This window comes from Bradyrhizobium ganzhouense (assembly GCF_049949285.1).
GTDB classification, from domain to species: domain Bacteria; phylum Pseudomonadota; class Alphaproteobacteria; order Rhizobiales; family Xanthobacteraceae; genus Bradyrhizobium; species Bradyrhizobium ganzhouense.
Genome location: NZ_CP181318.1, coordinates 8566596 through 8579138 on the forward strand (window position 1 = coordinate 8566596; position 12543 = coordinate 8579138).

General features: G+C 63.7%; 9 protein-coding genes and 1 pseudogene. 7 read left to right on the forward strand and 3 right to left on the reverse strand.

From position 1 onward, the window contains the following. Window positions 1–240: 240 nt before the first annotated feature. Complete coding sequence (locus ACLFLU_RS39855; RefSeq protein WP_426410085.1) at window positions 241–2844, reverse strand: CHAT domain-containing tetratricopeptide repeat protein; 2604 nt, start codon at window positions 2842–2844, stop codon at window positions 241–243. Between the two features lie 78 nt (window positions 2845–2922). Further along, complete coding sequence (locus ACLFLU_RS39860) at window positions 2923–3657, reverse strand: HugZ family protein (protein ID WP_426410086.1); 735 nt, start codon at window positions 3655–3657, stop codon at window positions 2923–2925. Window positions 3658–3896: 239 nt separating this feature from the next. Here ACLFLU_RS39860 and ACLFLU_RS39865 point away from each other — a divergent pair, with 239 nt between their 5' ends. From ACLFLU_RS39865 to ACLFLU_RS39885, 5 genes and pseudogenes are all read left to right on the forward strand, one after another. After that, window positions 3897–4598, forward strand: a complete 702-nt coding sequence (locus ACLFLU_RS39865; protein ID WP_148775966.1) for a response regulator transcription factor — start codon at window positions 3897–3899, stop codon at window positions 4596–4598. A gap of 113 nt (window positions 4599–4711) precedes the next feature. Further along, the gene (locus ACLFLU_RS39870; RefSeq protein WP_426410087.1) at window positions 4712–6502 is read left to right on the forward strand and encodes a stimulus-sensing domain-containing protein; all 1791 of its coding nucleotides are present in this window, start codon (window positions 4712–4714) and stop codon (window positions 6500–6502) included. Beyond that, window positions 6499–6981 (forward strand): annotated as a pseudogene (locus tag ACLFLU_RS39875) (HPr kinase/phosphorylase). Before ACLFLU_RS39870 ends, ACLFLU_RS39875 begins: the two are co-directional and overlap by 4 nt. A gap of 189 nt (window positions 6982–7170) precedes the next feature. After that, the gene (locus ACLFLU_RS39880) at window positions 7171–7572 is read left to right on the forward strand and encodes a PTS sugar transporter subunit IIA (protein ID WP_007597752.1); all 402 of its coding nucleotides are present in this window, start codon (window positions 7171–7173) and stop codon (window positions 7570–7572) included. Next, a complete protein-coding gene (locus ACLFLU_RS39885) occupies window positions 7569–7886 on the forward strand; it encodes an HPr family phosphocarrier protein (protein ID WP_426410088.1) in 318 nt (105 codons plus the stop codon). The genes ACLFLU_RS39880 and ACLFLU_RS39885 overlap by 4 nt, the downstream gene beginning before the upstream one ends. A 9-nt stretch (window positions 7887–7895) precedes the next feature. On the opposite strand, the gene ACLFLU_RS39890 is transcribed toward ACLFLU_RS39885, so the two are convergent. Then, the gene (locus ACLFLU_RS39890) at window positions 7896–9521 is read right to left on the reverse strand and encodes a glycosyltransferase family 39 protein (RefSeq protein ID WP_426410089.1); all 1626 of its coding nucleotides are present in this window, start codon (window positions 9519–9521) and stop codon (window positions 7896–7898) included. A 113-nt stretch (window positions 9522–9634) separates the two neighbouring features. Between ACLFLU_RS39890 and lepA the strand changes: the two genes are divergently transcribed. Further along, entirely contained in the window at window positions 9635–11446 is a 1812-nt protein-coding gene (lepA, locus tag ACLFLU_RS39895) for a translation elongation factor 4 (protein ID WP_426410090.1), read from the forward strand. Window positions 11447–11631: 185 nt separating this feature from the next. Next, entirely contained in the window at window positions 11632–11925 is a 294-nt protein-coding gene (locus tag ACLFLU_RS39900) for a hypothetical protein (RefSeq protein ID WP_426410091.1), read from the forward strand. The last annotated feature ends 618 nt before the right edge of the window (window positions 11926–12543 follow it).

Genomic DNA, 12543 nt, shown 5'->3' on the forward strand with positions numbered 1-12543 from the left:
ACCTTGGCGCCATCGCGGTCACCGTGAATTGCAGGCCGTCCGGCCTCGGTTGGACGACCTAATACTGATGAACGCTGACGTTGCCAAGCTGATCCCGCAGGATTTGGTTTATTCAAGGACCGCGCCAAACGCCGCGCATGTCAGCCCTGAGCGACTGCATCAAAAAATTAGAAATGGTCGCGCAACCAAACGCACATTTCGGCGTTATTTGCGTTTTGCGACGCACAATCCTGCGCCGGCCTATCGTACCGCGCCTTCGCCAATGAGCGCGAACGGCCCCCACATCGCAGGATAGGCATTGCGGGGCGACGAGGCGTCATCAACGTACGTTAGCATCGCGCGCCGCAGAGCTTCGGCTCTGCCGATTTTTGGTTCGCTTTTGAGCAGATCGAAAGTCGAAGTGGTCAAGCGGGTAGCAGCCTCCGAATCCACTGCCCAATGCGAAACCAGCAGCGCACGTGCGCCTGCATAGAAGAAGGCACGCGCCAGTCCCGACAGGGCCTCGGCGCCCGGCTTGTCGCCGGCGATCGTATTGCAGGCCGACAGCACGACCCAATCTGCGTTGAGCTTGAGCTGGGCAACTTCGCTCGCCGTGAGCAGGCCATCGTCGAGCTCCGAGGGCCGATCGGGAATCGACAGCGCGAGCGACGGCTCGCCGACATCCTTGATGTCACCGGCGACGAGGCCGTGGGTCGCAAAGTAGATGATGCTGTATTGAGCAAGCGGTGCACGCTTGAGCGTCGTTTCGCTGGCGTCACGGCCGAGATGAATGTCGGCATCAGTCGCGCCGACATCTTTCGCCACGGCGTTCAGCTCGTCCGCTGTATCAGGGAGTTGCGGCAACGCTTGCGCAAGCCGTGCGCGATCGACGCCGGCGCCGCGCCAAAAATCGGTATAGGCTGATGTCACGATGCTGCGCGCGGCCACCCTGCCGCTCGCTGCGCGACGGTCGGCGGGACCGCCCTCGGCGGGATTGAACACGGGATCGCCAAAGCCGGTCATCGGCTTGATGCCCTGATCCTTGCGCGCAAAGGCGCGCAGCGATTTCAGGCTGACCACCGATGGCAGCACCGAGACAGCTTGACGCCGCAGCAGCCAGGCGGCGCTGCGATAGCCTTCGAGCGTCTCCGGGATCGGAGCTTGCGGTGGCGCCGTGACGAGCAGATGAAACGGCAGCGCAGTGAGCGCACCCGACGGCACCATGAGCAGGCTGCGCTTGTCCGTGGTCAGTGCCTCGACCGGGCCGAGCAGCGTGACATAAAGTTCGTTGGCGAGCGCGAGGTCGAACAGGCCCGATTTGCCGGAGCCATCGCGCGCCTTGCCGACATCGAGACCTCGGCGGAAAGACGTGACCTTCTGCGCCAGTGCGTCTGCGCCAAGCGGAATTTCCTTCCAATCTGCGCCCTCGCGCGTGATGGCGATGACGTAGCTGCGGTTGTCGACGACGGAATAGAGCACCATCGCCTCATCGGCCGACAGCAGTGGCTGGACGTCCTTGACGGTCAACGGCAGCGGGTTGGAGAGCGAGGCGTAATCAGGGAATTCAATGGCAAGCGTCTTCTGCAAACCCGTGCGCTCGCTTGCGATGGCTGCGATCCGTGCGCGGCTGCGCTGCTCGGAGGCGACGTCGCGCTGCGCCGGCGGCTTCGACACGGCCGCGATGATCGCTTTGTCCAGCGCGTCGGATTCGGCGCCGAGATCCTGGTCCTTGCGCACCAGCTCGGCGAGACGGTCGCTGCCGGCGGCGAGCCGCACCGCGAGCTTGTTCACTGCCGACGCGGCGGAGGATTGCGTGCCGCGCTCGATCGCGGCGAGCGCCTCGTCCAGCGCCTTGTCTGGCGGCAGCAGCGATTGCTGGCGCGCCGCAAACAGGATCGGCAGCACCACGCGCAGCTGCGCGCGATCGTTCGCAAGCGTTTTTTCCGCGAGCGGCAACGCGTCCGCAGTTCGCCCAGACACAAAGAGGAAATAAGCGAGATTGCCGGTGGACGTCGTGACGTCAGGATGATCCGGCCCAAGCGCACGCTCGCGGATGGCGAGCGCGCGGCGATACAGCGGTTCGGCCTCGGCATAGCGCTGCTGGTGCTCGTAAAGGCCGGCGAGATTGTTGAGCGAACGCGCGACGTCGGGATGATCGGGACCCAGCGCTTTTTCACGGATCGCAAGCGAGCGCTTGATCGGCGCTTCGGCATCGGCGTCGCGGCCGAGATCGCGATCGACCTGGCCAATGTTGTTCAGGACCGTGGCGACCGCGGGATGCTCGGGCCCGGCAGCCTTCTGGTAGATCGCGAGCGCGCGCTGAAACAGCGGCTCGGCTTCGGCCTGGCGCTGCTGCCTGACATAGAGCGTGGCCAGATTGTTGAGAGCCTGGCCGACATCGGGATGCTCGCGTGACAGGCTCTTTTCCCGGACGGAAAGCGCGCGCTTGAACAGCGGCTCGGCCTCGTCAAAGCGGCTCTGCCGCTGATAAAGCGCGGCGAGATTGGTCAGTTCGGCCGCGACCAGTGCGTTGTCCAGACCGAGCGACTTCTCCATCAATGCGATCGAACGCTTGTAGAGCGGCTCGGCGAGGTCGTCCCGGCCCTGACCGGCATAGACCTGACCGAGATTGTTCAAGGCGGCTGCAAGTTCACGACCGTTGTCGCTCTTCTCCAGGCTCGCAACCATCGCCTGCGCCAGGGGAAGCGCTTCCGAATATCTGCCGGCCTTGGTGAGCTCGTTGATCCCAGCGCTCTCGGTCGCGAGACCGCCTTTCTGGGCAAGGCCTTTCTGGGCAAGGCCTGGCGTGGCGAGCGATGCAGTGATCGCGAGCGCCAACCCCAGCGTCAAACGGCGGCGTGTCATGAACCCTCTCGCTGCGCGCCTTGCGACCATTACGGTCTTGGGTCGCAGCGATGGGCGGCAGCGTTCAAATTGTTGCGTTCAGCCTGCCTTCGCGCGCGCCTCGCCAGCAAGGCGCACCAGCATCTTGCGCAGCGCAGTGCCATCAGTGACACGCTCCGGAAAATCCAGCCGCAGCGCGGTCTGGCCGTCCTGCATGTCGAGGCCTTCGGGGTCGCAGCCGGTGCAGCGCCAGTCGCCCGCAGCCGCCCTGAGAAGTCTCGTCGCATAGAGGCCCAGGGCCTCGCGATGGTCGGCATTCATGTGCTCGACCGCCCCCTCCTCCGCCGCGAGCAGATCGTCGGCGCCGGTGAGGTCCGTGAGGAATTGCTCGGGCTTGAGGTCAACGATCCGGCCGAAGCCCGCGACCAGATGGGTTCCCGTGGGCCGGATCCGGAAGAACGCAAAATCCCTAAATGAGACAAAGGCTTCCGCCGAGGGATGGGCATTGAGATACCGCCGCTGGAGCAGCTCTCGCTCGGTGCCGGCCTGCTCAGCCCGGCCTGACAGCATGATCCGGGCGCCTTCCAGCGGATCGCCGGCGGCGCGCTCGTCCAGCATCAGGGAGACCCGGCTGTCTGCGAGGATGTTCCTGGTGTGCACGGCCAGTCCCGAGATCAGCAGGATCGGCGAGCCATCCGGATGGCTCGCCAGATTGACCAGGGAACAATAGGGATCGCCGCTGCCCGCCATCAGCGTTGCCAGCGCACCCTGCCGCGACCGCCGCAGCAGCGATTTGGCGAGCATTCCGGGGGCGAAATCGGGGGTCGGTTGCATCGGCTTTCTCGGCTCAGGTGGTTGCAAGGGAGGTCTTTTTTCGGGTAAACGGGGGTCAGGTTATGGGTCGAAACGCGGCGAATCTGCCGTGTTTCGTGGAACTTGGTCACACTTCAGCCCAGCTTGCATTGCTCGGTGACAAGGTTCGAATGCCAATTCGGCACCCATGTATGCGGCGCATCACTGGATTGCTCGCCGTTTAAGCCACGACCCAAACGGAAAGCAGAAAGCAGAGGCTCATGCCCACAATCGCTTTGGTCGACGACGACCGCAACATTCTCACATCCGTCTCGATCGCGCTGGAAGCCGAAGGCTATCGCATCATGACCTACACCGACGGCGCCTCCGCGCTCGACGGTTTCCGCACGACCCAGCCCGATCTTGCCATCCTCGACATCAAGATGCCGCGCATGGACGGCATGGAAACGCTGCGCCGGCTGCGGCAGAAGTCCGACCTGCCGGTGATCTTTCTGACCTCCAAGGACGAAGAGATCGACGAGTTGTTCGGCCTCAAGATGGGCGCCGACGATTTCATCCGCAAACCGTTCTCGCAGCGCCTGCTGGTCGAACGCGTCAAGGCGGTGCTGCGCCGCTCGGCGCCGAAGGATCCGACCGTCGCTCCGAAGGAGAACGACGCCAAGGCGCTCGACCGCGGCCTGCTGCGCATGGATCCGGAACGGCACACCTGCACCTGGAAGAACGAGCCGGTGACGCTGACCGTCACCGAATTCCTGATCCTGCAGGCACTGGCGACAAGGCCCGGCGTCGTCAAGAGCCGCAACGCGCTGATGGACGCCGCCTATGACGACCAGGTCTATGTCGACGACCGCACCATCGACAGCCACATCAAGCGGCTGCGCAAGAAGTTCAAGGTGACCGACAACGATTTCGAGATGATCGAGACGCTTTACGGCGTCGGCTACCGCTTCAAGGAAGCCTGAGGCGCACGCGCCTTCACGACAGATGAGGGCTGCACCGGTTCTGATTCCATCAGAACCGGGCATGCTCTAGGATGCGGGCCGTCGCACGAGCTGTCCTAACGCGGGCGTAAGCATTGCTTGACCGAACGCAGCCTGATCCGAGTTCGAACGCCGAGGACGTTACCGCCCACGGCGCCTCGGAGCATGAGGACAAGCCGGTCGCGCGAGGCTGGGGGCCGCTGAACTGGCTCAAGCGTGCTGGCCAGTTCTTCTTCGCCCTGTCCTTCTCGAGCCTCACCCGCCGCATCGTCTCGCTCAACCTCGCAGGCCTTGTCGCCCTGGTCGCGAGCATTCTCTATCTGTCGCAGTTTCGCGCCGGCCTGATCGACGCGCGCGCGCAGAGCCTGCTGGTGCAGGCCGAAATCATCGCCGGCGCCATCGGCGCCTCGGCGACGGTGCAGACCAATGCGATCACCGTCGACCCCGAGCGGCTGCTCGACTTGAAACTGGGTGAGAGCTATGGCGGGCCCGACGATTCGCTGGATTTTCCAATCAATCCCGAGCGCGTGGCGCCGGTGTTGCGCACGCTGATCTCGCCGACCAAGACCCGCGCGCGGATTTTCGATCCCAACGGTTCGGTACTGCTCGACAGCCGTGACCTCGACGTTCTCAGGGCGTTTCCGCTGCCGCCACCGTCCGAGAAACCCGGGCTGGTCGAGCGCGCCATGGTCGCGACCCGCACTTGGCTGAACCGCGGCGACCTGCCGCTCTATCGCGAGCTTGGGCGTGAGAACGGCAATGGCTATGTTGAAGTCGCCGATGCGCTCCAGGGTCAGAAGCGCTCGATGGTGCGGGTCAATGCGCGCGGCGAGGTGATTGTCTCGGTCGCGGTCCCCGTGCAGCGCTCGCGCGCCATCCATGGTGCGCTGATGCTGTCGACGCAGGGCGACGAAATCGATCAGATGGTCACGGCCGAGCGCCTGGCGATCCTGAAAGTCGGCGGCGTCGCTGCCGCGGTCATGATCATGCTGTCGCTGCTGCTCGCGAGCACGATCGCAGGCCCCGTGCGCCGGCTCGCCGACAGCGCCGAGCGGGTCCGCCGCCGCATCAAGACCCGCGTCGAGATCCCCGACTTCACCCGCCGCCGCGACGAGATCGGCCATCTCTCCGGCGCGCTGCGCGACATGACCAATGCGCTCTACAAGCGGATCGAGGCGATCGAGATGTTCGCCGCCGATGTCGCCCACGAGCTGAAGAACCCGCTGACCTCGCTACGCTCCGCAGTCGAGACGATGCCGCTGGCGCGCAACGAGACCAGCCGCGCCCGCCTGCTCGAGGTGATCGAGCATGACGTCAAGCGGCTCGACCGCCTGATCTCGGACATCTCCGATGCGAGCCGGCTCGATGCCGAACTGCAGCGGCAGGATGCGATCCCGGTCGATCTGCGCCGCCTGCTGACGACGCTCGTGTCGGTCGCCAACGAGACAAAACTCGGCCACGACGTCGCGGTCGAGGCGCGCTTCGAGGGCCGCAGCCCGACCGATACGTTCGCGGTCACCGGCCATGATTCGCGGCTCGGGCAGGTGGTCTCAAACCTGCTCTCCAACGCGCAGTCCTTCTCGGAAGCCGGAGCCAAGGTCCGCCTGACCTGCCGCCGTGTCCGCGGCGAGATCGAGATCGTGATCGACGACGACGGCCCCGGCATCCGCGACGACGCGCTGGAGCGAATCTTCGAGCGCTTCTACACCGACCGGCCGCATCAGGGCTTTGGCCAGAATTCCGGCCTCGGCCTGTCGATCTCCAAGCAGATCGTCGATGCCCATGGCGGGCGCATCTGGGCGGAGAATCGCGCCGGCCCCGCTGATGAAGACGGGGCGCCGACGGTTGCCGGCGCGCGCTTCGTGGTGAGGCTGCCGGCGCTATGAGCCAAGGCGGTCTAAACGAAGACGGGCCGAGCGTTCACGCCTCCGCGGTCAAGGTCGGCCCCCTGGCGGTGCTGATCCGCGGGCCCTCGGGCGCCGGCAAGTCGCGCCTTGCCTTCGATTTGATCATGGCGGGGCGCGCGGGCGTGGTCGACAGCGCTGTTCTGGTCGGCGACGACCGTGTCCATCTGGCGACACTCGGCCACGAAATTGCGGTTCGTCCCGCCCCCCTCCTGGCCGGCCTGATCGAGATCCGGGGACTGGGAATCCGAAGCTGCGACTTTGTGGAGCATGCGACGGTCGGTCTCGTGGTCGATCTGGATGCCGATGACGCCGAACGGCTGCCTTCGCCGGAATCGCTGAAAACCACCATTTTTGGTGTCGAAATACCGCGAATCCCGGTCGGGCGCGGCTATTCGCCCCTCCCCTTGGTTGTTGCGGCCTTGACCACTACCAAGAGTTAACCTCCACCTAACCCTTGAGGCGATTGTTTGAAGGGAAATTGTAACCATATGAACCCCACACTCGCGACCGAATAGACCGGCGCAGCTCCCCTTATCCATCCGTCTAGATTCAGGGAGATACGCAACATCCCCCCTTGCGCGGGGGCTCTGGATGGTCAAAGTGGCGCGTTCGTGCGGTGCACCAAAAGCGCCCGCGGGAGTTTTCCGATGATTGGTCTAGTACTTGTGACCCACGGGCGCCTTGCCGACGAATTCAAGGCAGCGCTTGAACATGTCATGGGCCCACAAAAGCAAATCGAAGCGATTACGATCGGTGCCGAAGATGATTCCGATCTCTGCCGAAGCGACATCATCGAGGCGGTTAACCGCGTCGATTCCGGCGACGGCGTTGCGATCCTCACCGACATGTTCGGCGGCACCCCGTCGAACCTCGCGATTTCCTGCATGAGCCGACCGAAGGTCGAAGTGCTCGCGGGCATCAACCTGCCCATGCTGGTGAAGCTCGCCAAGGTGCGCGAGGAGCGTCCGCTGCCCGACGCGATCGCGATGGCCCAGGAAGCCGGTCGCAAATACGTCACCATCGCCAGCCGGGTGCTCGCCGGCAAATGAGCGACGACGCGCCACAAGCCGGGACGGGCGTGCCCGCGGGCGCGATCTCCAAAGAGCTCCTGATCATCAACAAGCGCGGCCTGCATGCGCGCGCCTCGGCGAAATTCGTCCAGGCGGTCGAGCGCTTCAACGCGCAAGTGTGGGTGACGCGCGGCGGCGAGACCGTCGGCGGCACCTCGATCATGGGCCTGATGATGCTCGCGGCCGGACCGGGCACGACGATCACGGTCGCCGCCGCCGGCGCCGACGCTGAAGCCGCGCTCACGGCGATCGCCGAGCTCGTTGAAAGCAAATTCAACGAGGAAGGGGTTTAGACCCCTCGATCACTTCGCCGGCGGGGCGATGTAGACGTTCCACGTCATCGACGGGCCGGCCTTGCCGTGGGTGAAGCGGCGCGTCGTCATCACGATCCGCTCGGCATTCGGCGCAATCTCCGACACCCACTTCTCAAATGCCGGCAGGCGGCCATCGGTCGGATCGAACACGCCGATGAAACCGTCCTTGTTGACCTCATCGAGTGACGTCAGCCCGGAGCTCCAGGCTTCGTTCGGGATGAACGCAACCGGATGATCCGGGCTGTAGAACACCATCGGCTGGATCGATTCCATCGTGCCGGCGACGATCGCCCAGCGCGAGGCGAAGCGCGAGTGCCAGGCTTGCGTCAGTTCCCGCGCGAGCTCCGAGCGCGCGCCATAGGTCGCCGTGTTGTCCGAATTCGCCGCCATCTCGCGCGCGGCGATCCAGGGCGAGGCGACGAGCGTCGCGACGCTGAGCACCAGCCAGATCGCTACGATGTTGAACAGCACGGCACTCTGAACCCGCAGCGCCGGAATCGCGACCAGCGCGAGCGGCACCAGGAAGAACAGCGAGATGCCCCAATCGGTCTTCATGTAAATGCTGAAAGCGAGCGCGCCGAGCGGCGGCCCGGCCGCGACGATGATCTGGATGATCCAGATGTTCAGCGCCTGGGAAACATTGACGCCCGCGTTGGCGCCGCGCGCCCAGGCCCGCGTGACGATGCGCAAGGGCGCGCGCACGAGCAGCGACAGCCATGGCGGCACCAGTGCCATTGCGAGTGCGGCGAGCGCCACGGGAAGAGCCAGCAGCGCGGCATTGTGCAGGACATAACCGAACACGAGCTGACGTACCTGGCCGGCGTCCTCGATGCTGTAGGTGTCGCCGGCATAGGTCAGCGGCACGAAATGCGCATCCGCCAGCCAGACGATGTGCGGGATCATCGCCACCACCATCGTCGCGATCGCGACCCAGGGCGCCGGCGACAGCAGGAATTTTACGCGCTCTGGATGAATCAGCGCGGCAAGGCCGATCGCGCCGATCATGGTCAGCACCCAGTATTTGGTCATCAGCGCCAGCGCGCCGGCAAGCCCGAGCCAGATTCCGGACTGCCAGCTCCGCTTCTCGAACGCGTTGAGATAAGCGAGCACGACGAGCGGCAGGGTGACGAGCTGAAGCAGGTCGGGGTTGTACTTGAAGCCCTTGAAATTGAAGATCGGGTAGAGCGCGACCATCACCACGACCAGGAACGCGCGCCGCGGATCCACCACACGCAGCGCGACCAGCCAGCAGATCACCATGCCGACGCTGACCGTCGCCATCGCCAGCGCGTAGGTCGCCCAATCCGCCGCCGGGAACACCTTGAACCAGACGCCGGCGATCCAGCCCGACAGCGGCGGATGCTTGCCGTAGCCCCACAGGAATTTCTGGCCCCAGCCCCAGGCTTCTGCGACGTCCATGTGAACGTCCTGCGCCGCCTTGAGATTGATCAGGATGAAGGTCCAGATCACGGCATGCAGGATGGCGAGCTGGATCACCAGCCACAGCCGGGCTGAAGGGTGGGTCGCGCAGGCAACCAGCCAGGCCCGGAAACGGTCAAGGCTGAGGCGGGTCTTCGCGCGCGCCCGGGCGGAGGGGATCGAGGTCGTTGACATCGTCGTTGCGTAGCGCGTTTTGGCTCCGCGTGGAATCAGCTTGGCGTGAAGAAAGGCCCTGAAAATACAGCAATATGGTTGCCGCACGGGGATGTGAGTGGTATCCCGCGCCCATGACGACCGTCCCCATTTCCAACATCCGCAATTTCTCCATCGTCGCCCATATCGACCATGGCAAATCGACGCTGGCCGACCGTCTGATCCAGATGACCGGCGGCCTCTCCGACCGCGAAATGGCGGGCAAGGAGCAGGTGCTCGATTCCATGGACATCGAGCGCGAGCGCGGCATCACCATCAAGGCGCAGACGGTCCGCCTCGCCTACCGCGCCAAGGACGGCAAGGATTACATCTTCAACCTGATGGACACGCCCGGCCATGTCGACTTCGCCTACGAAGTCTCGCGGTCGCTGGCGGCCTGCGAAGGTTCCCTGCTGGTGGTCGACGCCAGCCAGGGCGTCGAAGCGCAGACGCTCGCCAACGTCTACCAGGCGCTCGACAACAATCACGAAATCGTTCCGGTCCTGAACAAGGTCGATCTTCCGGCTGCAGAGCCGGAGAAGGTCAAGCAGCAGATCGAGGACGTCATCGGCATCGATGCGTCTGATGCCGTGATGATCTCGGCAAAGACCGGGCTCGGCGTTCCCGATGTACTGGAAGCCATCGTCACCCGCCTGCCGCCGCCGAAGGGCGACCGCGACGCGACCTTGAAGGCGCTGCTGGTCGATAGCTGGTACGACGTCTATCTCGGCGTCGTCGTTCTGATCCGCGTCGTCGACGGCGTCATGAAGAAGGGCAGCCGCGTCCGCATGATGGGCACAGGCGCGGCCTACGACGTCGAGCGCGTCGGTTTCTTCACGCCGAAGATGACACAGGTCGACGAGCTCGGCCCCGGCGAGATCGGCTTCATCACCGCCGCGATCAAGGAAGTCGCCGACACCCGCGTCGGTGACACCATCACCGACGACAGGAAGCCGGTGACCGAGATGCTGCCGGGCTTCAAGCCGGCGATCCCGGTCGTGTTCTGCGGCCTGTTCCCGGTCGACGCCGACGACTTCGAGACGTTGCGCGCGGCGATGGGCAAGCTGCGCCTCAACGACGCCAGCTTCTCCTTCGAGATGGAAACCTCCGCGGCACTCGGCTTCGGCTTCCGCTGCGGCTTCCTCGGCCTCTTGCACCTCGAGATCATCCAGGAGCGGCTGTCGCGCGAATTCGACCTCAATTTGATCGCGACCGCGCCGAGCGTCATCTACAAGATGAAGCTGACCGATGGCACCGAGCTCGAGATTCACAATCCCGTCGACATGCCCGACGTGGTGAAGATCGAGGAGATCCAGGAGCCCTGGATCGAGGCGACAATCCTCACGCCCGACGAATATCTCGGCAGCGTGCTGAAGCTGTGCCAGGATCGCCGCGGCGCGCAGAAGGAGCTGACCTATGTCGGCGCCCGCGCGATGGTGAAATACGACCTGCCGCTCAACGAGGTCGTGTTCGACTTCTACGACCGGCTGAAATCGGTCTCCAAGGGCTACGCCTCGTTCGACTATCATCTCACCGACTACAAGCCGGCTGACCTCGTCAAGATGCAGATCCTGGTCAACGCCGAGCCGGTTGATGCGCTCTCGATGCTGGTCCACCGCACCCGCGCCGAAGGCCGTGGCCGCGCCATGGTCGAGAAGATGAAAGAGCTGATCCCGCCGCACATGTTCCAGATCCCGATCCAGGCGGCGATCGGCGGCAAGGTGATCGCGCGCGAGACCGTGCGCGCGCTGCGCAAGGACGTCACCGCAAAATGCTACGGCGGCGACATCACGCGTAAGCGCAAGCTTCTGGAGAAGCAGAAGGAAGGCAAGAAGAAGATGCGGCAGTTCGGCAAGGTCGACATCCCGCAGGAAGCCTTCATTGCCGCGCTGAAGGTGGATAGCTGAGACGGATCAACGTCCGGCCCGGGATGTTTCGGGCCGACCACCACAAATCTCGAAAACAACCCCATGCACAGTAGCCGACTCATTGTCGGCACTACGGTTTTTCGATTTTTAAGAAATTCTCTTGCTCCGTCGGGCAAAACACCGGCATGATGCCATCATGGCAGTGGTGCAGCCGGCAGGCGACGATGTCCCATCAAACCGTTCCCGTCACGTTTGCGCTCATCGCCCGAATACCTGCGGAGGGCGTCGCGGACTTCAGGGCTTATGAGGACGCGGTGCTGCCGCTCTTGCCCGAGCTCAACGGACGTCTGGAACGGCGGCTTCGGAACTCAGACGGCACGATAGAAATGCACATCGTCAGCTTCGCATCGGAAGCGGACTTCCATAGTTATCGGAATGACCCGCAGCGGACGGCCCAAGCCTGCCTGCTGGAAAAATCGTCCGCCACGCTGGAGTTGCTTCCGATGGAGAACGTCTGACGGGGCGTCGATCAGCGATCAAGTCCCTCGAGCTGATTCAGATGCTTGGCGTCGATTCCGTCGGCAGGGTACTGCCTGACCTCCAGGCTCAGCCTGTGTTTGTCTTGTTCAAATCAAGACTCCGTTAGCCGCGCCTAAATAATTGATATAACTTATATATTCTATTTTTAGGTCGCTACTTTGCCGACGAGTTAGTGTTGTGCCGGTTGCGCAGAATTCCTTTAGGTTTCCCGCTGCTCCCCGCAATTCGCGCGCGACACGAGGCGCAATATGACGCGTCGAAATAATGTTCTAGACAGGGTTGTACAGGCGTATAGCCTCCCACGAATTGGGTGGGGGAACATCCTTGAAACGACCGAAGCAGTTGCAGCAGGTATTTCGGGGCAAACCGAAACAGCTGAAAAAGAGCGTTACGGCTGAGGAAATTGAACGTGCAGTAAGCGGTGTTAAGTACACACCGAGCGACTATCACTGCAAATTAGACGGCAGGTTGGCCCGGAGATATAAACCTCATACCCCGTGCCCGCGGGACTTCACCATTCAGCAAGCGGGTGATGCGATTCGAGCGGCAATACGAGCGCGACATGTGTCCCCGCAGTGGGTCGACGACTTCCCTCG